We start from the raw sequence: 24,791 nt of genomic DNA, 5'->3' as shown, positions 1-24,791 counted from the left end.
GGATGTCACAGAAACTGGGACAGCGTGCGCGGGCCTCGCGCAGTCAGTGAGATTATTTTTACCGCCGCGATGGGCCTATCCCTTCTGCGGCTATAAGAGCAGGGTATCGAGTAATGGCTACGACTGCAGACAATGCGAACACTGAAGAAGGCGTTCGTCGTCGCGATTGGATCCACATTGCCGCTGTAAGCACCGCAGGTGTTGGCGGCGCGTCCGTTCTGTTTCCTTTGGTGAGCCAGATGGCGCCAACCGCTGACGTGCTCGCGGCATCAACCACTGACGTTGATGTGTCTTTGCTTGAGCCGGGTCAGTCGATCAAAGGTGTCTTCAGGGATCAGCCGCTTTTCGTGAAGCGCATGACCCCGGAAGAAGTGGCTGAGATGAAGGCTGTTGATGCGGCTGGCTTGCGCGATGCGCAAACGCTGGAAGAGCGTCTTGGCGAGGGCAATGAGGAATATCTGGTGCAACTTGGCGTGTGCACTCACCTTGGCTGCGTGCCGCTGGGCGCGGGTGAAGGCGAGGACAAGGGCGAGTTCAACGGATACTTCTGTCCGTGCCACGGTTCGCATTACGATGCGGCTGGACGAATTCGTAAAGGCCCTGCGCCGACCAATCTCGCCGTTCCCGAATTCGCATTTGCATCCGAATCCGTCATCCGCGTCGGCTAATTTGTCGTATTTCTGAGCAGCAACCGATTAACAGCTGAGAAGAGCAAGAGAGCATTATGAGCTTCGCCTGGGCAAACTCTTACGAACCGAAGAACGATTTCACCAAGTGGATCGACGAAAAACTTCCTGTACCGCGTTTGGTCTACAACGCGATTGGTGCAGGCTATCCGGTTCCGCGCAACCTCAATTATATGTGGAATTTCGGTGTTCTCGCCGGTTTCTTCCTGATGTTCCAGATCATCACCGGCATTGTGCTGGCGATGCACTATTCGGCCAACACCGACGTCGCCTTTGGTCAGATTGAGCACATCATGCGCAATGTGAACTATGGTTGGCTCATGAAATATGCGCACGCCAATGGCGCAAGCTTCTTCTTTCTGGTGATCTACCTCCATATTTTCCGCGGCTTTTATTACTCATCTTATAAAGCACCGCGCGAGATGATCTGGCTGTTGGGTGTGGTTATCTTCCTTCTCATGATGGCAACCGCGTTCATGGGCTACGTGCTTCCATGGGGTCAGATGAGCTTCTGGGGCGCGAAAGTGATCACAGGCCTGTTTGGCGCTATCCCGTTCATCGGTGAGCCGCTTCAGGTGTGGCTGGTTGGCGGTTATGCGCCGAACAACTCGACGCTGAACCGCTTCTTCTCGCTGCACTTCTTGTTGCCGTTTGTGATCCTTGGCGCAGTGATCCTGCACATTTGGGCATTGCACATTCCGGGCTCTTCGAACCCAACGGGCGTCGAAGTGAAGAAGGAAAGCGATACGGTTCCTTTCCACCCATATTATACCGCCAAAGATGGCTGGTTCCTGGGTCTTGTTCTCTCGCTCTTTGCTTTCGTCGTGTTCTTTGCGCCGAACGCTCTGGGTCATGCTGAAAACTGGATTGAGGCGAACCCGCTTTCCACGCCTGCGCTGATTGTGCCTGAGTGGTACTTCTACCCCTTCTACGCGATCCTTCGCGCCTTCACCGGCGATCTCACCATTCCGTTTACCGGCATCGTGCTGATCGAGGCGAAACTGCTCGGCGTGATTGCGATGTTCGGGTCGATCCTTCTGTGGTTCTTCCTTCCATGGCTGGACAAGAGCCCGGTTCGCTCAGGCTCCTATCGTCCGCTGTTCCGCATCTTCTTCTGGATCTTCGTCGTCGATATGGCTGCGCTGTTCTATCTTGGCGGTGCGAAAGCAGAAGAACCCTTCATCGTGCTCTCGCAAATCGCGACGGCGTGGTATTTCCTTCACTTCCTGGTGATCCTTCCGATCATCAGCCAGATCGAAGTGCCAAAGGCGCTGCCCTTCTCAATCACCGAGGCTGTTCTCGGAAAAGATGAGCCGGCTGCAGAGCCTGCTGAATAAACCGTTCCACTGACCCGATAACGAGAAAGAGTTAGGTCATGACCATACGTCTTGGAGGCATCCTTTTTGGGCTAGGGATTACGGGAGTTTTGATCCTGTGGTCGCTTTTGCCCGGAGCCCTCAACTACGCGTCCCCTGTAAAGCCGGACTATTACGCGTTTCAGGAAGCGAATATCGCTCCTGAAGGCGGTTTCTCGTTCGACGGGCCTATGGGCAAGTGGGATTACCAGCAGCTTCAACGCGGCTATCAGGTCTACAAAGAGGTCTGCTCAGCATGCCACAGCCTGAAGTTCGTCGCGTTCCGCAATCTACAGGAACTCGGCTACACTGAAGCTGAAGTGCGCGCTGAGGCGGCAAGCTGGCAGGTTCCGGGTATCGACCCCAAGGACGGTTCTGTGGTCAAACGTCCTGGCCTTCCGACTGATCTGTTCCCATCGCCATATGCGAACGAAGTTGAAGCGCGTGCATTCAACAACAATGCGCTTCCCCCCGACCTGACGCTCATCACCAAAGCGCGCAACGACGGTGTGCATTATGTTTACTCACTGATGCAGGGCTATAACGAGCCTGATCCAGCGGACGTGGCAAAATCACCCGATTTTGAGACGCCTCCCGGCCTTTATTTCAACGAGTATTTCTACAACATCAATATCGCCATGCCGCCGCAGCTTCTGGATGGGATTATCACCTATTCCGACGGCACCGAAGCGACCGAAGAGCAGATGGCTCAGGACATCACCGCGTTCCTGACTTGGGCAGGTGAGCCTTCGTTGATCAAGCGTAAGCAGACCGGTTTCTTCGTGATTGGCTTCCTGCTTTTCGCGACCTTCCTCGGCTTTATGTCTTATAAGACTGTCTGGGCCACCAAGAAGGGCAAGAAAGGCAATGCTGATCTCGTTTGATCAAAGGCTAATGGGATCGAAAGCGCCCCGTCTTCCGCGTTGGGATGACGGGGCGCTTTGCATTTGATTTCAAACCACAGAAAGTTCCCGTGAGCACACCCCTCCTAACCCCCGATGAATTGAAAGCCTTGGTGCGCACCGTGCCTGATTTCCCGAAGGAGGGAATTCAGTTCCGCGATATCACGACGCTGATGGGTCACAATGAAGGCCTCGCCTCAAGCGTCCATCATTTGGCTGAGCTTGCGCGGGCGAAGGGCGCCCAAAAAATCGCCGGGATGGAAGCGCGCGGCTTCATCTTTGGCGCGGCGGTGGCCGTTCAATTGGGCATCGGCTTTGTGCCAGTGCGAAAACCGGGCAAACTGCCGATACCGACGATTGGCGTCGATTATGCCCTTGAATACGGCACCGACCGGCTTGAAATGGACCCCGATGCCGTGGCTGATGGTGAACTTGTCGTTATCGTTGACGACCTCATCGCCACGGGCGGTACTGCGGCCGCGAGCGCTAAGCTTCTACGTCAGGCGGGCGGCTTGGTGAACAGCGCGTTGTTTGTGATCGACCTACCCGATTTGGGCGGTGCGGATCAATTGCGCGGGCAGGGCGTTGAAGTTGCATCACTCATGGAATTTGAGGGCGATTAAGCCGCTCTTGTCATTGCTTCTCTCGGAAAGACTTTCACCATCGCCCTTGAAACTCAAGCCATAACAATCGCTGCTGTCGGTGCCTTGGGCATTGGCGCACAGTGGGCCGCGTGGCGCACCGGGTGGCCAGCGATCGTCCTCATGCTGGCGGCAGGCTTCATCGCTGGGCCCATCACCGGTTTGATTGATCCAGAGGCGGCCTTTGGGGATCTGCTTGATCCGATGATCAGTATCGGGGTTGCGCTTATCCTGTTCGAGGGCGGTCTCAGCCTTGATCTCAAAGAGCTCAGGCACTCGGGCAAAGCCGTGTGGCGGCTTGCCACTGTAGGCGTTGCTGTGGGTTGGACCCTTGGCGCGCTCGCTGGGTATTATATCGCTGGCCTTGTGTGGCCAGTTGCGGTTCTTTTCGGCGGCATATTAATCGTAACTGGGCCGACCGTTGTCATCCCGCTTCTTCGCCAAGCCAATATTCAAACTCGCCCCAATTCAATCCTCAAATGGGAAGGCATCGTCAACGATCCTACCGGCGCTTTGTGTGCGGTGCTCGCTTATGAATATTTCCGCCGCGTCAATGAGTTCCCCGATGCCAGTCTTTTTGACGTAGCCCCTCCGCTTGTCATCGCCGCGGTTTTGGCAGGCCTCGTGGGTTATGCTGCGGCGCGGCTTATCGCGTGGGCTTTTCCTCGCGGTGCGATTCCCGAATTCCTGAAAGTTCCCGTCCTTTTCATAACCGTGATTGCCGTCTTTGTTCTGACCAATCAGATCGAGCACGAAGCCGGGCTCGTCGCCGTGACGGTTATGGGCGTAACCTTGGCCAACCGCGATGTGTCGAGCATGCGCTCGATCCATCCGTTTAAGGAGAACATCGCCGTCATCCTTGTATCGGGCATTTTCATCGTGCTTGCCGCATCGCTTAAATGGGAGGAGCTAACCTACCTTCAGACAAGCTGGCGCCCTTGGGCATTCCTTCTCGTCCTGCTGTTCCTTGTGCGCCCCATTACAGTGCTGGTGACCCTGCTGGGCAGCGACATCCCCTGGAATGAGCGCCTATTCGTCGCCTGGATCGCGCCGCGCGGCATTGTCCTGGTCGCCATATCAGGTCTGTTCGCGCTGCGCCTTGGCGACCTCGGTATTGGCGGGGGGCAACTCCTCATCGGTCTCAGCTTTGCTGTGGTTGTCGCCACTGTCATCGCCCATGGCTTCAGCATCAACATCGTCGCGCGCCTTTTGAAGGTGAAAGGCGATACACGGCCCGGTGTCCTTATCGTTGGATCGACCGCGTGGACAGTTGGACTTGCCCGTGAACTGGACGCCATTGGAACGCCGGTAATGATCGTTGATCCAAGCTGGCAGCGCTTAGGCCCGGCCCGCCTTGAAGGCCTACCGCATTACCACGGTGAGATATTGAACGAGGCGACCGAACATAACCTTGACCTTGCACCCTTTCAGGTCCTTGTCGCAGCGACTGAGAACGAGGCTTATAACGCTCTTGTTTGCAACGAATTCGCGCATGAAGTTGGCCGGGACATGGTCTATCAACTGGGCGGAGACCAAGACAAGGAAAGCCGCACCGCTTTGCCAGAAGGCATCAGGGGACGCGCCTTGTTCGATGATGGCTTTGGCGTGGATGAAGTCAATGCCCGTCTGAAAGATGGCTGGGAATTTAAAAAGACCAAGCTTTCCGACGAGTTTGATTTTGACGATGCGCGTGACAAGCTTCCCGATGATGCATCCCTGCTTCTGCTCATTCGCGAAAGCGGCGCTTTGCGTTTCTTCACCCACGCTGTTCGCCCGCAACCGCTTGCTGGCGATACCGTCATTTCTTATGTACCACCCAAGAAACTGTAGAAAAGCCGAGCCCCGTGAGCCCCAAATTCTTGCCCGCCCTTCTGGTCTTGACCCTCGCTCCTCTTAGCGCTTGTAAGCAGGAAGAAAGCAGCGTGGACACTGAGCCCACCTCCGCACCAAGCGGCACCGGGGAGCCGGTGTCGATCTTGCGCCCCGATGTCGAGGGGAATTCCGAGGTGACAGTTTCCAAGCCTGATGAGAGTTACACCGCGATCATCGGCTTTCCGGAAGGGGGAGCCGCGCTCGATGAAAAAGCGGTGGCGACGCTCGAAGAGGTCGCAGCCTCAGACCTGTTCCCACTGAACGGTGCCATTATTCTTCGTGCCCATAGCGATAGCGCAGGGAGTGATGAAGCAAATGTGCAGTCCTCCGAAGCGCGCGGTCTAGCCGTCGCGGAGTGGCTCATTTGGGCAGGAGCCGACCCGCGCCGCATCGACGTCATCGTTTTTGGCGAGCAGAACCCGGCTGCGCCTAATGCGCTGCCTGATGGCGGTGCCAATGAAGCAGGGCGCAGAAGCAATCGCCGGGTCGAGATCGAAATTCTTGCAGCGGTCCCTGCCGAAAGCCCGCCGCCTTCAGCTAAGGCTAGCGACAAGCCGTAGGACTTGCTCTGCAAATTCAGGTCGGCAAATCAGCAAGTCTGGCAGATAGGTGCCGGCCTGGTTGTAGCGCATTGGCGAGCCATCAATGCGTGAACAATGCAGGCCATGCGCCTGTGCGACGGCGACAGGTGCGCAATTGTCCCATTCATATTGCCCGCCCGAATGAAGGTAGACCTCGGCCTCTCCGCGCACCACGGCCATGGCTTTCGCCCCCGCAGAGCCCATGCCGACAAGCTCACCACCCATCGCCTCGGCGACCGCGACGGCTTCTTTTGCAGGGCGGGTCCGGCTGACGAGGAAGCGCGGCTTCTGGGCGGCTTGAGGTAGCGGTGCCACTTCGCTTGATTGGAGAACAATTCCGCTGCCAAGCCCGGGAAGCGCCACCGCGCCCGCGGTCGCCGCGCCGTCAACAGCAAGGCCCACATGCACCGCCCAATCGCTTCGCCTTTCTCCGTACTCGCGCGTCCCATCGACTGGATCAACGATCCATACGCGCGACTTTTCAAGCCTCGCGAGATCGTCCTTTTCCTCTTCAGAAAGAAGGCCGTCATCGGGCCGAGCGGCCTTTAGGGCTTGGCACAGAAACGCGTTCGCGGTCTCATCGCCCGCTTTGCCCAGTGCCTTGCCCTCAAACACGCCGCTTTCGCGCACCTGCAAGAGAATGCGGCCCGTCACTTGCGCGAGATGGGCAGCAAGCTGTGCGTCAGTGAGATCAGCAGGGTCCAATGGGGCGGTCTTTTCAGCGTTCATTTGAGAGGCAGTATCTGGGCTATGATATATTCGGCAGCCTCTTCGACGCTCATATCCACGGTGTTGACGCGGATCTCCGGTGCCTCGGGCGCTTCATAAGGGCTGTCGATCCCGGTAAAGTTCTTTAGCTCACCGCTGCGCGCCTTCTTATAAAGGCCCTTCACATCGCGCTCCTCTGCGACATCCAAGGGCGTATCGACAAAAATCTCGATGAACTCTCCCGCAGGCAGCATCTCGCGCACCATTCGCCGTTCGGCCCGGAAGGGTGAGATAAAGGCTGTCAGGACAATAAGACCTGCATCCGCCATCAGTTTGGCGACCTCGCCAATACGGCGGATGTTTTCGATCCGGTCGGTCTCGGTAAAGCCCAAATCCTTGTTGAGGCCGTGGCGCACATTGTCCCCGTCCAGCAAGAATGTGTGCCGGTTCATCAAAGCAAGCTGCTTCTCCACTTCATTGGCGATTGTGCTTTTGCCCGAACCAGAAAGCCCGGTGAACCAAAGCACACGGGGGCGCTGGTTCTTTAGGCCTGCATGTTCGTCGCGGGTGATCGTTGTCGCCTGCCAATGGACGTTTTGGGCGCGGCGCAATGAAAAATCGAGCATGCCGGCGCCAACGGTTGCATTGGTGAATTTGTCGATCAGGATGAACCCGCCCAGCTGACGATTGTTTGCATATGGCTCGAACACGATCTGTTTGTCCGTGGCCAGCTCGACCTCGCCAATGCTGTTAAGGTCAAGGGTCTTGGCAGCCAATTGGTCGAGGCTGTTGATGTCGATCTCAAACTTGGGGCTTTGAACCGTTGCCGTGACCATTTGCGAGCCAAGTTTGAGCCAATACCCGCGGCCCGGTTTAAGTGCGGTTTCATCGAGCCACACGAGCTTTGCGCAGAACTGGTCGGAGGCCTCTGGCGGATCATCAGCCGCCGCGATCACATCGCCGCGCGAGCAATCGACCTCGTCTTCGAGGGTGAGCGTTACAGATTGCCCTGCAACCGCTTCGTCCAAATCGCCGCCGAATGTGGTGATGCTCTTGACCGTGCTGGTCTTGCCTGAAGGCACAATGCGCACCGTGTCGCCGGGCTTGACAATGCCGGTGGCGATTTGGCCAGCAAACCCGCGGAAATCGAGGTTCGGGCGGTTCACCCATTGCACCGGCATGCGCAGCGAGCGTTCCCGAGCAGCAGTGCTTGAAAGCTCCACCGTCTCAAGGTGATCAACGAGCGCGGGGCCTTGATACCAAGGTGTGTTCGCAGAAGGCGCGGAGGTGATGTTGTCGCCCTTAAACCCAGAAATGGGGATCGGCGTGAACGCCTCAATCCCAACCTCTTTGGCAAAATCCGTATAGTCCGCCACAATCGCGTCAAAGGTCTCTTGGGCGTAGTTCACAAGGTCCATCTTGTTCACTGCCAGAACGACGTGCCTGATGCCAAGCAGGTGGACCAGGAAAGAATGCCGCCGGGTCTGTTGCAGCACCCCTTTGCGCGCATCAACCAGGATGACTGCAAGGTCAGCGGTCGAGGCGCCGGTGGCCATATTGCGTGTGTATTGTTCGTGCCCCGGCGTATCGGCGACGATGAACTTGCGTTTCTCTGTCGTGAAAAAGCGGTAGGCGACGTCAATCGTGATCCCTTGTTCGCGCTCTGCTGCAAGGCCGTCGACCAGAAGCGCAAAGTCGATCTCTTCGCCTTGTGTCCCGTGTTTGGCGCTGTCCGCTTCAAGGCTCGCGAGCTGGTCTTCAAAGATCATCTTGGAATCGTAAAGCAGCCGCCCAATCAGCGTCGACTTGCCGTCGTCCACGCTGCCACAGGTGATAAAACGCAGCAGGCTTTTGTTCTGGTGCGTGTCGAGATAGGCGTCGATGTCCTCTGCAATCAGAGCATCCGTTTCATAAGCTGGGCGGTTCTTTTCCATCAGAAATACCCCTCCTGCTTTTTCTTCTCCATGCCGGCACCGCCTGCATCCTTGTCGATGACGCGTCCCTGGCGCTCGCTGGTCGTGGTCAGAAGCGTCTCTTGCACGACTTCAGAAAGCGTCGAAGCGGTGCTTTCCACTGCGCCTGTTAATGGAAAACACCCAAGCGTGCGGAAGCGCACCGATTTCATGGTGATCTCAGGCTTTTTGCCCAGGACCTTCTCCAGTCTTTCGATATCGTCGGCCATAAACAGGCCGCCTTCCCATTCAAAAGTGGGACGCTCAGCTGCAAAATAGAGCGGCACAATCTCGATCTTTTCACTCATGATATACTGCCAGATATCAAGCTCGGTCCAATTGGAGAGCGGGAAGACGCGGATGCTCTCACCCTTGCTTTTTCGGGCGTTGTAGAGGTTCCAAAGCTCTGGCCGCTGATCTTTGGGGTTCCAACTGTGCGAGGCTGTGCGGAAGGAAAAGACCCGCTCTTTCGCGCGGCTCTTTTCTTCATCGCGGCGCGCACCGCCAAAGGCAGCGTCAAAACCATAGTGGTCAAGCGCTTGTTTGAGCCCTTGAGTCTTCCACATATCCGTGTGCAGCGGTCCGTGGTCGAACGGGTTGATCCCTTGGCTTTTCGCCTCTTCATTTTGCCATACCAGAAGCTTCATGCCGGTCTTTTCAGAGACCGCGTCGCGAAGGGCGTACATCTCCTGAAACTTCCAGGTTGTATCGACATGGAGGAGTGGGAAAGGCGGGGGCGCAGGGTAGAAGGCCTTGCGAGCGAGGTGGAGCATAACCGCGCTATCCTTGCCCACCGAATACATCATGACCGGGTTTTCAGCCTCAGCCACAACTTCGCGCAGGATGTGAATACTCTCGGCTTCAAGCCGCTGAAGGTGGGTAAGCGTCGTCATGGATGCGCAGCTAAGCCTTGAACAGCGTCAAGCAAAACTAGAAAAGCTATATGCGGGGGTGTTTTGTCTATTGGCTTGCTGGCCAAGGCGACCATTTCGCGGGAGGTCTGGAGCGGGTAAGGGGAATCGAACCCCTCTAGCTAGCTTGGAAGGCTAGAGCATTACCACTATGCTATACCCGCTTGTCTCTTGGTGGCGCGCCTTTGCCACTAAAGCCGCCAATTCGTCAAGCTGTCAGTCCTCTAGGCAGCTTGCAAAGCTTCATCTGCTCTATTCGCGCGAAGAGATGACCAGAAGGCAAGCCCGATTAGAACCGCGCCGATTAGCCCCGTGATGACCTCTGGGATATGCGCGAAGGTGTTGATGTACATGATCACCGCGAGCGCGAGGATCGCGTAAAACGCCCCGTGTTCCAAATAGCGGTATTCCGACATCGTGCCCTTGCGCACAAGGAAGATCGTCATCGAGCGTACAAACATCGCGCCAATGCCAAGGCCTATGGCGATGATGATCAGATTGTTGGTAAGCGCGAATGCTCCGATCACGCCGTCGAATGAGAAACTGGCATCGAGCACTTCGAGATAGAGAAATGCGCCGAAGCCTGCCTTTGCAACGTCGCCCGTTGATGGTGTGGGCGGCTCAAGCACGTGATTGACGACTTCGACCGCCATAAAGGTCAAGAGCCCGCCAATCGCAGCGATAATGAAGGTGAGCGCATCGGCATCCGCCAGCATGGTTGAGGTCGCCCAAGTGCCCGCAAGGACAATACCAATGGAGAGCACTTCGAGGTCGGCGACTTTGGAAAGTGGGCGTTCAATCACCTCAATCCAGTTGAGTTCCTTGTCGCCGTCGAAAAAGAAGCTGAGCCCGACCATGCCAAGAAACGCGCCGCCAAAGCCCATGAGGCCAATATGCGCGTCGCTGACGATGCGTTGATATTCGGCTGGTTCACTTAGAGCGAGGCGCACCGCGTCAACCGGGCCAAGCGAGGCTGCCACCATGACGATCACAATCGGAAAGACAATCCGCATCCCAAACACGGCAATCGCAATCCCCCATGTGAGGAAGCGTTGTTGCCACACGGGGTCCATGTCTTTGAGGATAGAGGCGTTTACGGCTGCATTGTCGAAAGATAACGAAACCTCCAGCACCGCCAAAACCGCGCAAATCCAAAGGATCGAAAGCGTGCCTTCGACCGTGCCGGATACGGTCCAGCCATACCAGCCGCCCAGCGCCATACAAATGGCGGTGAACAGCAAAGAGCCCCAGAAATGCTTTAGCATGGGTGTTCAAAATCCTTCGAGCGGCTCATCCGTTGACGGCCATATTGTCGATCAGGCGAGTGCCGCCAATGCGCGCCGCCACCAAAAGCCTCGCGGGTGAGCCGGTTAGGCGTTCAAGGGGCGCAAGGGAAGCGGCATCGCAAAGCGCGGTATAATCGGGCCTGTCGAATCCGGCCTGCATAAGGGCGTGCTCAAACGCAGTAAGAGCGCCGGCGATATCCGCACCTGCCTCGATCTCAGCAATCGCGTGCTTCATCGCTTTGGGCAGCGTCGCTGCAGCAGCGCGGTGCTCGCTCGACAGATACCGGTTGCGGCTCGACATCGCCAAGCCGTCCGCCTCTCTCACCGTTGGCACGCCGATAATCGAATGCGCATGGGGAAGTGTGAGATCCAGATCGCGCGCCATTGCGCGGATCACGGCGAGCTGCTGAAAATCCTTCTCCCCGAAGAAGGCCATGTCGGGTTGAACCTGATTAAAAAGCTTGTTCACGACCGTGGCAACGCCGTCAAAATGTCCCGGCCGTGCAGCCCCGCACAGCCCCTCGCTCACACCGCTTACTGAAATGCTGGTGACGAAGCGTTCTGGGCCATCAGGATACATCTCTGCTGTATGAGGCGCCCACAAAAACGCGCAGCCCTCTGCCTCCAGCATCGCTGCATCATCAGCCAATTGGCGCGGATAGGCCTCGAGGTCTTCGCCGGGCCCGAACTGCGTGGGGTTCACAAAAATTGAGGCCGCGACCGCATCGCATTCTTCCGAAGCCCGGCGTACAAGCGTCAAATGCCCCTCATGCAGCGCCCCCATCGTCGGCACCAGCCCAATGCGCGCGCCGCCCGCTCGCAGCTTGGCAATGGCCGTTCTCAACACATCGAGTGTATGCGCCGTTTGCACGCAGGTCTCCCCTCGGATAACGTTCATCTATTCGATAGACTGATGCGCGCATCTCTCACAAGACGTCAGGCGCAAAAGGGTCAACGGATGCGTTGAAAGGATAAGGATAAACGTCAATGGTCGTCGCTCCAGCTACAACGCGAACGCACCGTATTGTGTTCGCCAATGAAAAGGGCGGCACGGGCAAATCAACCACGGCTGTGCATGTCGCTGTTGCTATGTCTTATCTGGGCGCGAGAGTAACTATGCTTGACCTCGACCCGCGTCAACGCACCTCGCATCGTTATATGGAAAATCGCTTTCACACGATGCAGCGGCGCGGGCTCCATTTGCCGACGCCTGCATGCGAAGTCTTCAAAGGGCGCAGCGATTCGGCGCTTTTGGTGAAAATCGACAAGCTTGAGAAGGACTGCGACTTTCTCATTATCGACAACCCAGGGCGCGATGATGAACTTGCGCGGGCTGCGGTGGAGCAGGCTGATACGCTTGTGACGCCTATGAACGACAGCTTTGTGGACTTCGACCTTATCGGACAGGTTGATCCGGAGAGCTTCGAGGTTAGAAAACTTTCATTTTTCGCAGAGCTTATCTGGGAGGCGCGCATGAAACGCAGCCGTGCGACCGCCAATGGCGAGCGGCCTGAAATGGACTGGATCGTGGTGCGCAATCGCACAGGTCATACCGAAGCGCGCAACATGGCGCGGATCAATAAAGCTTTGGGTGAGATGTCAAAACGCGTGGGCTTTCGCGTGACCCATGGCCTTTCTGAACGCGTGATCTACCGCGAGCTTTTCCCATCCGGTCTGACTTTGCTCGATAAAGGGCATTTGGGTGATCTTGGCACAAGTCATCTGGTTGCACGTCAGGAATTGCGCAACTTGGTTATGGCATTAAAGCTTCCGAAACCTACCCAGCCAAAGGCCAAGATGGAGCCTGCCTAAGCGATGCTAAAGTTTGCGATTATCTTGGCTGTCGTCACGCTTTTGTTTCGCTGGGCAGTGGGAAGATGGCCTTGGGATTTCCTCGCAGGGCCGCCTTCTCATGCGCAAAAATTGGCAAAAGCGCGCAAAGAGTTGGGGGTTAAGCGTTTTGCCAGCAGGGACGATATTTTAAGCGCTCACAAGAAATTGATTGCTGAGGTCCATCCTGATCGCGGCGGGTCAAGTGAGCTGGTCCATGCAGCCAATGATGCGCGAGACTTACTTTTGTCTGAGCTGACCCCGATTAAGGGCGGGCGCGACGATGATGACACGCGCGCTGAATAGTCAGAGCCGGACAAATGCGCCTCGTCGTGGAATTTATTGCAAACCATCGCTAGGTTGAAGGCTGTCTTTCAAGACCGTGAGTGTTAGCCCCCTCGCGCTTCCCATAGAGTTCAAAATTGAGGCCCTAGAAATTCATGTCCCATACTTTCCACCCCACCGTTCTTCGCGAATACGATATCCGCGGGATTATCGGCGAGACGCTTGGCGCAGATGACGCGCGTGCGATTGGCCGCTCGTTCGGCACATTGCTTCGCCGGGCTGAAGACGCCGATGGAGCGAGCGGCGCACCGAAAGTGGCTGTGGGATATGACGGACGAGTAAGCTCGCCCATGCTTGAACACGCTCTGGTCGAAGGGCTTTCGGCAAGCGGATGCGACGTGGTCAAGGTCGGCATGGGCGCGACCCCAATGCTGTATTACGCCGAAGCCTCAGCCGAAGACGTGAAGGGCGGCATTCAGATAACTGGCAGCCACAATCCCCCCAATTACAACGGCTTCAAAATGGTATTTCAGGGGCGACCGTTTTTCGGTGCCGATATCCAGAGGTTGGGGACTATGTCCGCCGCTGGGGATTGGAGTGACGGGGCGGGAGAGGTCTCCTCGCGCGACATCCTTGGCGAGTATGTCGAGCGCATGCTTGAGGGCCTTGCCGGTATTGACGAGGCAAAGCTCAGCGGCCTCAAGGTCGGCTGGGACAACGGGAACGGCGCGGCCGGACCTGCCCTCGAGGCGTTGACGGCGAGACTGCCGGGTGAGCATCATTTGCTGTTTACTGAAGTTGACGGTCATTTTCCTAATCACCACCCTGATCCAACTGTTGAAGAGAACCTGATGGATTTGCGCGCGCTCGTCGCGGCCAAGAACCTCGACTTTGGTGTGGCCTTTGATGGTGACGGGGACCGGATCGGCGCGATTGACGGCGAGGGCCGCGTGATTTGGGGCGATCAACTGCTGATGATTTACGCCGAGGACGTTCTGAAAACTCATCAAGGTCAAACAATTATCGCTGATGTGAAGGCGAGCCGCGCGCTGTTTGATCACGTCGCAGAGCATGGTGGAAAGCCACTGATGTGGAAGACGGGACACTCGCTCATTAAGTCCAAAATGAAGGAAACAGGCTCTCCCTTAGCGGGCGAAATGAGCGGCCATGTGTTTTTTGCTGACACTTACTACGGCTTTGACGACGCGCTTTATGCTGGTGTTCGCTTGCTTGCAGCCACTGCACGGCTCGGCAAATCGGTGACTGAGCTGCGCGGCGCAGTGCCCGATATGCTCAACACGCCGGAGATGCGGTTCCAGGTCGATGAGGTTCGCAAATTCCCGGCGATGGCTGAGATAACCGAGAGGCTCACCACCAATCCAGGTCCTGCTGCGGAAGAGGTCAATGCGACAGATGGTGTGCGCGTCAATACAGCCGATGGCTGGTGGCTCCTGCGGGCGTCCAACACGCAAGATGTGCTGGTTGCGCGCGCGGAAAGCGACACTGAGGCTGGTCTCGAGAGGCTGATCGCACAGATTGATGAACAGTTGGCGCTCTCAGGTCTCGAACGCGGGGAGAGCGTTGGGCACTAAGGGTAAAGATTGGGCTTGGGAAAAGCTGGGGCTTGCGGTCACGTCCGATAAGGATGCTATCCATGCTGCCTATGCCACTAAACGCGCTGCGCTTGATGCAGAGGCAATGCGCATATCCGCATTTGCTGAACTGACCGAGGCACGAGAAAAGGCGCTGTTTCTGGCGTCTGAATTGCAGCGCGAGGCGGCGCGCAAAGGCGGGGAGAATGTCTCTGATGACTCTGCGCCAAGTGAGGGTGCAGGGACAAGGCCGCCGCCGGTTGACAAGCCAGAGCTTCGACAGGACGGTCCTGCAGAGCCAGAGCCAGAGCCAGAGCCAGAGCCAGAGCCAGAGCCAGAGCCAGAGCCAGAGCCAGAGCCAGAGCCAGAGCCAGAGCCAGAGCCAGAGCCAGAGCCAGAGCCAGAGCTAGAGCCAGAATTTGCGTCGCCTTGGCAGCATGGAGGCAAATATGAGCCCAGCTATGAGATGCCCGAGGATGGCCGCTCGCATCATCATCCGCGGGCCGAACCGGGGCTCGATCCCGATCCTGAAGAGGAGTGGAGCCACGCGGGTTCTTATACTCCTGACTCAGAAGAGAAAATTGAGCCTGAACTATTCGTCAATGCACCAAGCGCAATGGAAGAAGCGAGTGAACTCGATCGCCGGGTGCGAAGCGCTGTACGAACCTTCTTCGAGCGCTATCCTGTCAAGACCTATTGGTTCTTGTACGCCCTTGCGGCCGTTTTTCTTTTCCGCTCCTGTACGTGAGGTGAAATTCGTGCCCAAAGATGAAGTTGGAACGCCTGCGCTTAGTCAGGCATAGATAAGTAAACCAGCGAAAGGATCTCCCAATGAAGCGCTTCGTTCTGGCTGCTGTTGCAGGCCTTAGTTTTACAGTTGCCACTGCGCCCGCAGCTGCACAATCCGCCGATCCGACCGAGCCGACTGCGCAGGAACTGGAAGCCGTGGGCAATTTGTTCGGCGATATCTTTGGCAGCGCTGAGCCGCTGTCGCCCGAAGAGGAGGCGCGTCTTGGCGCCGCTGAGCAAGTTGTCACAAAGCTTTTCCCCGAAGGCACCTATGCCAGGATGATGGAGGAGAGCCTTGCCCCTGTACTTGAGGGCATGATGGGGGGCTTGGCGGTTCACCGGCCATCACACTCACTGCATTGACAGGCCTTGATCCCATCACCTTAAGCGGCATTGAAGGCGATAAGCTTGAGGCAGCGATTGCAGTGCTTGATCCGGCCGCTGCCGAACGCAATGCCGCCGTGGGCGAGGCGATGTTCAGCCTTCTTAGCGAAGTGGTGGTCGACGTTGAACCGGCGTACCGTGCAGGCCTTGCGCGCGCCTATGCCATTCGTTTTACGGAGGCGGAATTGGATGATCTCGCGGTGTATTTTGCGACGCCTGTGGGCAAGAAATATGCTGCTGAAAGCTTCCTTATTTTTGCCGATCCCCAAGTCATGGCATCCATGAATGAGGTGATGCCCGTGATGATGCAGCGTATGCCCGCGCTAATAGAGGCGATGGAAACTGCCGCTGCACAATTCCCGGAAGGCCGCCGTTTTTCTGCGCTTGATGCAAAAGAGCGGGCTAAACTCGCGTCTCTTTTGGGGTTGAGCGAAGAGGAATTGGCGGAAATGGAACCTGCAGCGGTAGACAGCGATTACTAATGAACTCATCTGCCGCATTGGTTCCGGCTGAAATCAAAACTTGGTTCGGTGACCGAGGCTGGCGGATCAGACGCCATCAACTCGGCATGCTTGCCAAGGCGCGTGAAGGCCGCGATGCGCTGCTTGTTGCGGACACCGGCGCTGGTAAGACGCTTGCGGGGTTTCTGCCGACCTTGTGCGATTTTGCGCCTTCTGAGGGCGAGCTTCCCGAGGATGGTCTGCACACGCTCTACGTCTCGCCGCTAAAGGCGCTGGCGCACGATGTGAAGCGCAATTTGCTCACACCGATTGAGGAGATCGGCTTACCCATTCGGGTGGAAACACGCTCTGGCGATACGTCTTCGGACCGCAAGAAACGCCAGCGCACAAAGCCGCCGCATGTCTTGCTCACAACGCCGGAAAGCCTCTCGCTCCTGCTCTCTTATCCAGAGAGTTTGGACATGTTCCGCACCCTCAAACGGGTGGTCATTGACGAAGTTCATGCCTTCGCAACTGGCAAGCGCGGGGACCTTTTGGCGCTTTCCTTGGCGCGGCTGCAAACCCTTGCGCCTCAAATGCAGCGGGTGGCTTTGTCGGCGACGCTGGCAAACCCCTTAAGCTTTCAAGAATGGCTCGCCCCGCAGCCCGCCGATGCACAAGGAGAGATCCACGCCGCCGATTTGGTGCTGGGCGAAGATGGTGCGCCTGCCGAGGTCGATATTCTTCTGCCCATCGAAGAACGCGTGCCATGGGGAGGGCATGCGGGGCGCTGGGCCGTGGATCAGTTGATGGAGGCGGTCCGCGATAACCGCACCACTTTGATCTTCACCAACACGCGTTTTCTGGCCGAGTTTATCTTCCAGTGCCTGTGGGAGATAAATGAGGAGAACCTGCCTATCGGTGTGCATCATGGGAGCCTTTCCAAAGAGGCGCGGCGTAAGGTCGAAGACGCGATGGCGGCGGGCGGGCTTCGCGCGCTTGTGTGCACCGCCTCGCTCGATCTGGGGGTCGATTGGGGCGATATTGATCTGGTGGTCCAAATGGGAGCGCCCAAGGGGTCGTCGCGGCTGCTTCAGCGCATCGGGCGAGCGGGCCATAGGCTCGACACCGCGAGCCGCGCGGTGCTGGTTCCGGGCAACCGGTTTGAGTTTCTCGAAGCAATGGCGGCCAAAGACGCGGTCGATGAAGGCATGCGCGATGGTGAGGATTTCCGCGCAGGGGGGCTTGATGTGCTCGCCCAGCATGTGATGGCCTGCGCGTGTGCGGGGCCGTTTCATGAGGACGAGCTTCTCGCCGAAATCCGCTCATCCATGGCCTATGCCTGGGTCGACCCTGAGACATTTGATCGTGTGCTGCATTTTGTCGAAAGCGGCGGATATGCGCTTAAAGCCTATGACAAATTCAAGCGGATAACACGCGATAAAACAGGGGTTTGGCGGATCACTCATCCTAATCAGGCGCAGCGCCACAGGATGAACGCTGGTATCATTGTTGATAGCGAAATGCTCCAAGTGCGCTTCAAGAATGGACGGCAACTCGGCAAAGTGGAGGAGCGCTTTGCGGCGCAATTGTCCGCGGGCGACACGTTCTTCTTTGCGGGTATGAGCCTTGAAGTTGAGAGCGTGCGTGACATGGACGTTATCGTGCGCGCGGCCAAGAAATCAGCGACAATCCCTTCTTACGGCGGCCTGCGTTTGCCGCTTACCACCCATCTCGCGACGCGGGTTCAGTCGATGCTTGACGACCGCGCGGGATGGGGGCGTTTTCCTGATGATGTGCGCGAGTGGCTCGAGGTGCAGGATTACCGCAGCCGACTTCCAAAACCGGGCGAATTGCTGGTCGAGAGCTTCCCGCATGCGAAGAAGCACTACACCGTGTACTACACTTTCGAAGGGTGGAACGCGAACCAGTCATTGGGCATGCTGATCACACGGCGGATGGAGAGCCTTGGACTTATGCCCGCCGGGTTCGTGGCGAATGACTACACGCTCGCGGTTTGGGGTCTCAAGCCGGTGGAGAACCCTAAACCACTGCTCTCGCCTGATATCCTGACCGAGGAATTCACCGATTGGGTGACGGAAAGCCACCTTTTGCGCCGCGCGTTCCGCGAGGTTGCGGTCATCAGTGGCCTGATCGAGCGCCAAACTCCCGGCAAGCGCAAGACGGGCAAGCAGGTCACCTTCTCAACGGATTTGATCTACGATGTGCTGAGGAAATATGAGCCCGGCCATGTTTTGCTCGAAGCCGCGTGGGCCGATGCGCGGGCGCGAATGACTGATGTGGGGCGTCTTGCCGATTTGCTTGAGCGCTCACAAAGCGAGCTTGTCCATGTGGAGCTTGAGCGGGTCTCGCCTTTGGCGGTGCCGGTGATGACCATGATCGGCCGCGAGGCTGTGCCGCAAGGAGCGGTGGACGATGAACTCCTCATCGAGGCGGAGAGCCTTGCGGGAGAAGCCATGCGCATCGACCCGAAAGACCCGGCGCATGGCGAGGAGGATTAATTGCCCGAAGCGAAACTTCGGTACTTCTCATTCCCGACAAAGCCAAAGTTCGTGACGCCTGAAAATTTGATCTCTCGCAGCACCTGTGCAGACGTTTGATAGCTGGCTTGTGCCTCAGGTTCGAACTGGAGCGTTGGTTCTGGCACCATGAGGGTGCTGGCTTTGAGAAGCCCAGCCAGCTCGGTTTTCGACACTGCATTGCCGTTCCACAAAACAGTATCATCTTTCAAGACGACAACTTTGTTTATGACAGGGTCCGGCGCCAAGCCTTTACCGGTGCCGACATCCACCTCGACCGAGTGATTGGCAATCGGGATCGTCACAATGAACATCACGAGCAAAACAAGCAGCACATCAATCAGCGGCGTCATGTTCATGGAGCTGACGGACTCGTCACCATTATGGGTTTGCGAAAAAGCCATAGTCTTTCTCCTTCTCTCCTAGGACAGAAGCATAAGGTATAGCAAAACCAATAGGTTGCCTAACGCACACGGGTATCTGCTTTGCAACTCACAGCCCTCAGGGCAACAAAAAAGGCGCTGCAAGTTTCCTCGCAGCGCCTTTTTTCAGGACCAAAGTCCCAATCTTGTTAAAGGCTTACTCGCCCTTGCCAAACACGCGGTAGCGCTCATTTCCGACAAAGCCGAATTTGGTCACGCCCGATTGCTTGATGATTTGCAGCACTTTGACCGAGCGGTCATAGCTTGCCTGGCCCACCGGCTCGTATTGCAGTTCAGGTTCAACCTCCAAAGCGAGGGTTTGCTGAAGCAATGTGACCAATTGGCCAGTGGTGATAGGCTCACCATTCCAAAGAAGCTCGTCAGTTTCGGTGATGAACAGTTTGTTTTTCACCGGATCGACTATGCTGTCAGTTGGCGGTGGATCGCCTGATGGCAGATCAATATCCACCGAGTGCGTTGCCACCGGAATGGTGATGATGAACATGATCAGCAGAACGAGCAGAACGTCGATCAGCGGGGTCATGTTCATGTCGATCATCGGTTCGCCGTCGAGTTTACCTCCAGCCATACCCATGTCAGTTACTCCTTATAATCGCCGATCAGCCGTTGGGATCAACCGGGTTGGAGATGAACCCAACCGTCGGATAGCCCGCTGCCTGAATGTTGAAGATCGCACCCGCAACGCAGCGCCATGGGGCCTCTACGTCAGCGCGAATGTGGACCTGTGGGATCAATTCCGGATCAGCCAGAACAGCGTCGATACCCCCAGCACGTTCGATGATATTCTCAAGGCGCTCGAAAGCATCCTTGCGAAGTTCTTCCGAATCGACCGGTGTGGTGTTGTTGTAATATATCCGACATTCACCACCGCGGGTCGCCCCGCCATAACCTGATCGAGTGAGCTGCGGCGTATTCCCGTCGGCATCGGTCGTACTGACCGTCAGCTGAAGGTTTTCCACCTTGTTCTTCGACTCTACGGATTCGAACACAGGGATCTCAAGCTTTTCGATCGTTTGGATCGCCACTGGAACCGCGATGAGGAAGATGATGAGGAGAACCAGCATCACGTCCACGAGCGGCGTAGTGTTGATGTCGGACATTGGGGTATCGCCCCCGCCTCCCGTCGAAATCGCCATTGTGAATTCCTTATTTGCTCAAAGTTTGAGCGTTTCTCAAAACTGCGACCTAAAATCAGGCACGCTGCGTTTGGGTAAGCATCCGGCCATCAGGAACGCGAAGCGCACCCAACGGCCGGATCAATAATGCTTACTTCTTCGCAGGAGCCGCAGCAGCAGGCTTAGCAACAGGCTTTTTCGCCGCAGCAGGAGCCGCAGCCATAGTTGGTTTGATCACACCGTCTGAGCCGATGTAGGCCACGATGTTGTTCGAAAAGTCAGTCATGAGAGCGTCGATACGGCGGTTGCGTGACTGGAGCCAGTTAAATGCAAGCACAGCAGGCACAGCCACAAGCAGACCAATAGCGGTCATGATGAGCGCCTCACCAACCGGGCCAGCAACTTTATCAATCGAAGCAGAACCTTCGATACCGATGTTGATGAGCGCGCGGTAAATACCGATCACAGTGCCAAGCAGACCAATAAACGGTGCAGTCGCGCCCACAGATGCGAGAAACGACAGGCCGCCCGAAAGCGCTTGGTTGATGGTGTTTTGTGAGTGAGCGAGCTCTTCTTCAACGAAGTGGATTTCGTTGCCTGCGCCGTCCATCTTACCGTGGTGGTCTTGAGCGGTGACGGCATCGTCAGCAAGCTGGCGCCATGCTGAGTTTTTCTCGAGCTTGGTTGCACCTTCTTTGAGCGAGTTAGCGCGCCAGAACGCGGTTTGAACGCCTTTATACTGACGCATCACTTTGGCTTGTTCGAAATATTTGGTGAACAAGATGTAAAACGAGCCAACGGACATGATGACCATGACCGCGAGGATCGACCAAGCGACAGGGCCGCCCTCTTCCATCGCTTTCCAAAAGCCGAATTCGTTGACGGGTGCTTCAGTTTCGGCAGCCGCCGCAGCAAGTTGATAAAGATTCATTGCGAGTAATCCTCTTGAAATATTGTCCTTGGCGCCTGCGGTTTTCCCACCCGCAGGCGCCATAAAATCGATCAGTTCAGACGGTAGGTAATCCGTGTGCTGTAGCTTCCGGTTGTCGGGTTGCCACCAAAGTCGAGCGCCGGTTCAAAGCGTGCATAACGCTCCATACCCCGGCAAGCTGCCTTATCGAGAACGTCAGACCCACTCGATGCGGTAACCCGGCAATTGGTCGCGCGGCCATTGTCCGTAACTGTCACACTCACGCCTACCGTTCCTTCGACCTCTTCCCTGAGGGCGCGTGAAGGGTAGTTCTCCTGAATCCGACCAGCCCACCGCCGTTCATTGCGGGTGCGTGGACCGCGCGCTTGAGACGCCACTGTTGGTGTCGGCTCAGGTGTCGCTGTTGGACGAGGCGTCGGTTGCGGCGACGGCTGCGGTTCGGGATCAGGGTTTTGTTCCCGCTCAACATTGTTGTTTTGGTTGAGGTTCTCAATCGGCGGAGGCGGCACGACGGGCGGCGGCTCCACGATTTCCTCAGGGGAGGGGGCTCCTCCGGCTCTTCGGGGGGTTCCTCGGGTTCCTCAATGTCGACAGTGGTAACCCGCTGCGCGATTTCTTTCACTGCCGAAATGGCAAGTCCGGAAATGAGCAGGTACCCAATCGCCACATGGATCACCGCGACGATGATAATGGAAGTCACACGGCTTCCACCCATTTGTTGGTCAGCGTAGGCCATCCAGTCGCTTTCACTCCATAGTCTAAGTCGAACCGGGGCGTTCGACACAAATTTTCACACACCGGGCCAACGCAAGCAACGCCGATTCGCATTTGATCAAATACGCGTCGTGCTCAAACCAGTCCCAGGGCATGACTCCCAGAATCTTGAACTTCCGACCGGTCCGATATTTCGCAGCGACACCCGTCAACCCGTTAGGCGCTCGCTCAAAACCATCCCAATCGACCGTATAAATTCTCTCCGTTTCGGATCAGAACTGATACAGCGCTCTTCGCGTTGACTTTGTCCCCAACCTCAACACGAGGTGCCCGCTTTAACGGTCAACACTAAGGCAATCAAACGCTTTATCCATTCAGGGGTGATTCATTGCGATAGGTTTGCAATAGGAATGGGCCAAATATCTTGTGGGCACCCGGATTAGGAACTTGTCATGCTGGCACGCATTAACACAAATTTAATTAATTCTTTCAAACGCCTAGGCGTATGCACCATATTGGCGGGATCACTCCTGATTGCGGGTGCGCCGGCGGTTTCACAAAACCCTGTCCCAGAAATGATCAATCCTTCTGAAGCGGCAACTTATGCCGATTTGACCGATTTGGCTGAGCGAAGTGACATGGTCATCAAAGCAGAGATTCGCCGCCAGGCCGTGGTAGAGCCCGAGCGCGCACCGGGTTTGCGGCCTGGATTTGCAAGGCTTTATGTCGAAGCGCGCACCCTTGCGCTGATCGCTGGTTCTTCGGCGGTGGGCGAATCGCTGGTGTTTCTGGTTGACGTCCCGCTCAATCAGAAGGGTAAGCCTGACAAATATAAAAGACGTGAGGTGTTGCTGTTTGCTGACCGTGTGGCGGGAGACCGCGGATCTATCCGCCTCACGGGAAAGCAGGCGATGCTGGATTACACGCCCCAGCTCGAGGCGCGGCTGCGCCCGATTTTGACCGACCTTGCTAGCGGCGATGTGCCGCCGCTGATCACGGGCATTGGCGATGCGCTGGCGGTGCGCGGCACGTTGGTGGGCGAATCGGAAACTCAGATTTTTGTGGCAACAAAGGATCGCTCGCCTGTGTCGATAACTGTTCTGCGCCGCCCAGGTCAGCGGCCCGTCTGGGGCGTGTCCTGGGGCGAGATCATTGATTCGGCCGCGCGCGCGCCTCAACGTGAAACGTTGCGCTGGTACCGCCTTGCCTGTTCGCTTCCGCCGCAGCTTCCCTCCAGCGCCAATTTGGCGCGCGAGCCCGAGACGCGGCAGCTTGCCGAGACCGATTACCGCTTTGTGATCGAGGCGCTTGGGCCTTGCGAGCGAGCAATAACCGAAGCGCAAGAGACATAAGCGGCCAACCCTTGATTAGCCTGAGGCCATCACCTTGAGGCTTGACCTTGAGCGGCGCGGACCTAAGCGGGGCGCTTCTTTGCTGGCAACTGCAATCGGAGCACTCCTTTGGCCACGAACACCCCTCCACGTCTCAAACCTGATAGCTCCGGTTCTGATGGCGTAGGCCCCCTTCGAATTGGTATCGCCGGGCTCGGCACCGTTGGAACCGGTGTCATCCGCTTGCTCGACACCAACCGCGATTTGATCGAGGCGCGCGCAGGCCGGGCCATTGAGGTGACGGCTGTAAGTGCACGCGAGCGCGGCAAGGACCGCGGCGTCGATATCACGCGTTTTGCGTGGGAAGACGACATGACCGCTCTCGCATCGCGCGGTGATGTGGATGTGGTGGTCGAACTGGTCGGCGGGTCTGACGGCCCTGCTCTCACTCTTTCGCGGGCGGCCTTCAATGGCGGCAAGGGCCTTGTGACAGCCAACAAAGCGATGGTCGCGCATCACGGAATGGAGCTTGCCAAAGCGGCCGAGGGTTCAGGTCTTGCGCTTAAATTCGAAGCAGCTGTGGCAGGCGGTATCCCAGTGGTGAAGGGCCTTCGTGAAGGGACAAGTGCCAATGCGCTGACCAAGGTGTACGGTATTTTGAACGGCACCTGCAATTACATCCTGACCACGATGGAGGCCACAGGCGCAGATTTCGGCGAGACGCTCGCCGAGGCGCAAAAGCTTGGGTACGCTGAAGCTGATCCGACATTTGATATTGAAGGCATTGATGCAGCGCACAAGCTTGCCATCCTTGCGACCATCGGCTTCGGGGTCGAGCTTGATTTCGCCAATGTTGGGACCACCGGCATTGTCCAGGTGCGTGCAGCTGACATTGCGCAAGCTGATACGCTTGGCTTCGTTATTCGCCTGATCGGTGAAGCAGATGTCCAACGAGACGCGGACGGGCCAAAATTGCTTCAGCGTGTGCGGCCATGCCTTGTGGCAAAGGATCACCCTCTTGCCTCTGTTGATGGGCCGACCAATGCTGTTGTTGCAGAAGGCAATTTCGTGGGCCGCTTGCTCTTCCAGGGCGCAGGGGCCGGTGACGGGCCAACGGCAAGCGCGGTGGTGGCCGATATAATTGATATCGCGCGCGCAAGTGTCACAGGCGGCGATGTGGGTGCACCTTTCTCTATGCCAACCGGCGAACTGGCAGCGCTCAGCCCTGCTGAGCCGGGAGGCCGCACAGAGCGCACTTATTTGCGTTTCACAGTGAATGATCGCCCCGGCGTCCTTGCAGAGATCACAGCGGCGATGCGCGATGCGGATGTGTCGATCGAAAGCCTCATTCAAAAGGGGCGCGGGGGTGAAGATGGCGAGGTTCTTGTCGCAATGGTTACGCATGAAGGGCCAGAGGCGAACATCGTGCGCGCGCTTGAGCTTCTTGAGGGCTCTGACAGCTTGACGGGTGCGCCGCTGGTGCTCCCGATTTTGCCGAATTGA

25 protein-coding genes and 1 tRNA gene are annotated in these 24,791 nt (G+C 57.0%); 15 read left to right on the top strand and 11 right to left on the bottom strand.

Going from position 1 to position 24,791, the window contains the following annotated elements; genetic code table 11:
* Nucleotides 1-113 precede the first annotated feature (113 nt).
* The 6 genes from petA to AC0V60_RS12700 all read left to right on the top strand — a co-directional run bounded on the left by petA (nucleotide 114) and on the right by AC0V60_RS12700 (nucleotide 6,016).
* Complete coding sequence (gene petA, locus AC0V60_RS12725) at nucleotides 114-668, top strand: ubiquinol-cytochrome c reductase iron-sulfur subunit (RefSeq protein ID WP_486178823.1); 555 nt, start codon at nucleotides 114-116, stop codon at nucleotides 666-668.
* Between the two features lie 56 nt (nucleotides 669-724).
* On the top strand, nucleotides 725-2,023 hold the full coding sequence (locus tag AC0V60_RS12720) for a cytochrome b (protein WP_486178822.1): 1,299 nt from the start codon (nucleotides 725-727) through the stop codon (nucleotides 2,021-2,023).
* A 38-nt stretch (nucleotides 2,024-2,061) separates the two neighbouring features.
* Entirely contained in the window at nucleotides 2,062-2,925 is an 864-nt protein-coding gene (locus AC0V60_RS12715; protein WP_486178821.1) for a cytochrome c1, read from the top strand.
* Between the two features lie 89 nt (nucleotides 2,926-3,014).
* Complete coding sequence (locus AC0V60_RS12710) at nucleotides 3,015-3,566, top strand: adenine phosphoribosyltransferase (RefSeq protein ID WP_486178820.1); 552 nt, start codon at nucleotides 3,015-3,017, stop codon at nucleotides 3,564-3,566.
* Between the two features lie 39 nt (nucleotides 3,567-3,605).
* Complete coding sequence (locus AC0V60_RS12705) at nucleotides 3,606-5,414, top strand: cation:proton antiporter (protein WP_486179494.1); 1,809 nt, start codon at nucleotides 3,606-3,608, stop codon at nucleotides 5,412-5,414.
* 14 nt (nucleotides 5,415-5,428) lie between these two features.
* Entirely contained in the window at nucleotides 5,429-6,016 is a 588-nt protein-coding gene (locus AC0V60_RS12700) for an OmpA family protein (protein WP_486178819.1), read from the top strand.
* On the opposite strand, the gene AC0V60_RS12695 is transcribed toward AC0V60_RS12700, so the two are convergent.
* The 6 genes from AC0V60_RS12695 to panC all read right to left on the bottom strand — a co-directional run bounded on the left by AC0V60_RS12695 (nucleotide 5,990) and on the right by panC (nucleotide 11,765).
* Nucleotides 5,990-6,766 carry a 3'(2'),5'-bisphosphate nucleotidase CysQ gene (locus AC0V60_RS12695; RefSeq protein ID WP_486178818.1) on the bottom strand — a complete coding sequence of 259 codons (777 nt, stop codon included), beginning with the start codon at nucleotides 6,764-6,766 and terminating at the stop codon, nucleotides 5,990-5,992. The two genes, AC0V60_RS12700 and AC0V60_RS12695, sit on opposite strands and share 27 nt — an antisense overlap.
* Nucleotides 6,763-8,679: a sulfate adenylyltransferase subunit CysN gene (gene cysN / locus AC0V60_RS12690; RefSeq protein ID WP_486178817.1), complete on the bottom strand. Its 1,917-nt coding sequence runs from the start codon at nucleotides 8,677-8,679 to the stop codon at nucleotides 6,763-6,765. The genes AC0V60_RS12695 and cysN overlap by 4 nt, the downstream gene beginning before the upstream one ends.
* Complete coding sequence (gene cysD / locus AC0V60_RS12685; RefSeq protein ID WP_486178816.1) at nucleotides 8,679-9,590, bottom strand: sulfate adenylyltransferase subunit CysD; 912 nt, start codon at nucleotides 9,588-9,590, stop codon at nucleotides 8,679-8,681. Before cysD ends, cysN begins: the two co-directional genes overlap by 1 nt.
* 108 nt (nucleotides 9,591-9,698) lie before the next feature.
* Nucleotides 9,699-9,772: transfer RNA gene (locus AC0V60_RS12680), tRNA-Gly, on the bottom strand.
* A 60-nt stretch (nucleotides 9,773-9,832) separates the two neighbouring features.
* Nucleotides 9,833-10,873, bottom strand: a complete 1,041-nt coding sequence (locus tag AC0V60_RS12675) for a DUF475 domain-containing protein (protein ID WP_486178815.1) — start codon at nucleotides 10,871-10,873, stop codon at nucleotides 9,833-9,835.
* Between the two features lie 25 nt (nucleotides 10,874-10,898).
* Entirely contained in the window at nucleotides 10,899-11,765 is an 867-nt protein-coding gene (gene panC / locus AC0V60_RS12670) for a pantoate--beta-alanine ligase (protein WP_486178814.1), read from the bottom strand.
* Nucleotides 11,766-11,881: 116 nt separating this feature from the next.
* Here panC and AC0V60_RS12665 point away from each other — a divergent pair, with 116 nt between their 5' ends.
* The 7 genes from AC0V60_RS12665 (at nucleotide 11,882) to AC0V60_RS12635 (ending at nucleotide 18,736) form a co-directional block, all read left to right on the top strand.
* The gene (locus AC0V60_RS12665) at nucleotides 11,882-12,706 is read left to right on the top strand and encodes a division plane positioning ATPase MipZ (protein ID WP_486178813.1); all 825 of its coding nucleotides are present in this window, start codon (nucleotides 11,882-11,884) and stop codon (nucleotides 12,704-12,706) included.
* Nucleotides 12,707-12,709: 3 nt separating this feature from the next.
* Nucleotides 12,710-13,030, top strand: coding sequence for a J domain-containing protein (locus AC0V60_RS12660; RefSeq protein ID WP_486178812.1), 321 nt, complete (start codon nucleotides 12,710-12,712; stop codon nucleotides 13,028-13,030).
* 134 nt (nucleotides 13,031-13,164) lie between these two features.
* Nucleotides 13,165-14,601, top strand: coding sequence for a phosphoglucomutase/phosphomannomutase PgmG (gene pgmG, locus AC0V60_RS12655; RefSeq protein ID WP_486178811.1), 1,437 nt, complete (start codon nucleotides 13,165-13,167; stop codon nucleotides 14,599-14,601).
* Nucleotides 14,549-15,349, top strand: coding sequence for a hypothetical protein (locus AC0V60_RS12650; protein ID WP_486178810.1), 801 nt, complete (start codon nucleotides 14,549-14,551; stop codon nucleotides 15,347-15,349). Before pgmG ends, AC0V60_RS12650 begins: the two co-directional genes overlap by 53 nt.
* Before the next feature lie 83 nt (nucleotides 15,350-15,432).
* Nucleotides 15,433-15,753 (top strand): hypothetical protein, encoded by a 321-nt coding sequence (locus tag AC0V60_RS12645; protein ID WP_486178809.1) that lies wholly within the window; start codon nucleotides 15,433-15,435, stop codon nucleotides 15,751-15,753.
* Entirely contained in the window at nucleotides 15,750-16,256 is a 507-nt protein-coding gene (locus AC0V60_RS12640; protein ID WP_486178808.1) for a DUF2059 domain-containing protein, read from the top strand. Before AC0V60_RS12645 ends, AC0V60_RS12640 begins: the two co-directional genes overlap by 4 nt.
* Nucleotides 16,256-18,736, top strand: a complete 2,481-nt coding sequence (locus tag AC0V60_RS12635; RefSeq protein ID WP_486178807.1) for a ligase-associated DNA damage response DEXH box helicase — start codon at nucleotides 16,256-16,258, stop codon at nucleotides 18,734-18,736. Before AC0V60_RS12640 ends, AC0V60_RS12635 begins: the two co-directional genes overlap by 1 nt.
* On the opposite strand, the gene AC0V60_RS12630 is transcribed toward AC0V60_RS12635, so the two are convergent.
* The 5 genes from AC0V60_RS12630 to AC0V60_RS12610 all read right to left on the bottom strand — a co-directional run bounded on the left by AC0V60_RS12630 (nucleotide 18,733) and on the right by AC0V60_RS12610 (nucleotide 21,770).
* Nucleotides 18,733-19,158 (bottom strand): ExbD/TolR family protein, encoded by a 426-nt coding sequence (locus tag AC0V60_RS12630; RefSeq protein WP_486178806.1) that lies wholly within the window; start codon nucleotides 19,156-19,158, stop codon nucleotides 18,733-18,735. The genes AC0V60_RS12635 and AC0V60_RS12630 overlap by 4 nt on opposite strands.
* 175 nt (nucleotides 19,159-19,333) lie before the next feature.
* Nucleotides 19,334-19,771 carry an ExbD/TolR family protein gene (locus AC0V60_RS12625; protein WP_486178805.1) on the bottom strand — a complete coding sequence of 146 codons (438 nt, stop codon included), beginning with the start codon at nucleotides 19,769-19,771 and terminating at the stop codon, nucleotides 19,334-19,336.
* Nucleotides 19,772-19,796: 25 nt separating this feature from the next.
* Nucleotides 19,797-20,333 (bottom strand): ExbD/TolR family protein, encoded by a 537-nt coding sequence (locus AC0V60_RS12620; RefSeq protein ID WP_486178804.1) that lies wholly within the window; start codon nucleotides 20,331-20,333, stop codon nucleotides 19,797-19,799.
* Between the two features lie 130 nt (nucleotides 20,334-20,463).
* Complete coding sequence (locus tag AC0V60_RS12615; protein ID WP_486178803.1) at nucleotides 20,464-21,243, bottom strand: MotA/TolQ/ExbB proton channel family protein; 780 nt, start codon at nucleotides 21,241-21,243, stop codon at nucleotides 20,464-20,466.
* Between the two features lie 71 nt (nucleotides 21,244-21,314).
* Nucleotides 21,315-21,770 carry an energy transducer TonB gene (locus tag AC0V60_RS12610; protein ID WP_486178802.1) on the bottom strand — a complete coding sequence of 152 codons (456 nt, stop codon included), beginning with the start codon at nucleotides 21,768-21,770 and terminating at the stop codon, nucleotides 21,315-21,317.
* Between the two features lie 702 nt (nucleotides 21,771-22,472).
* On the opposite strand from AC0V60_RS12610, the gene AC0V60_RS12605 reads away from it, so the two are divergent.
* The gene (locus AC0V60_RS12605; protein ID WP_486178801.1) at nucleotides 22,473-23,309 is read left to right on the top strand and encodes a hypothetical protein; all 837 of its coding nucleotides are present in this window, start codon (nucleotides 22,473-22,475) and stop codon (nucleotides 23,307-23,309) included.
* Nucleotides 23,310-23,417: 108 nt separating this feature from the next.
* On the top strand, nucleotides 23,418-24,791 hold the full coding sequence (locus tag AC0V60_RS12600) for a homoserine dehydrogenase (RefSeq protein WP_486178800.1): 1,374 nt from the start codon (nucleotides 23,418-23,420) through the stop codon (nucleotides 24,789-24,791).

The organism is Erythrobacter sp. S259, from assembly GCF_057364965.1.
This window is presented reverse-complemented; position numbering and strand designations above follow the sequence as displayed.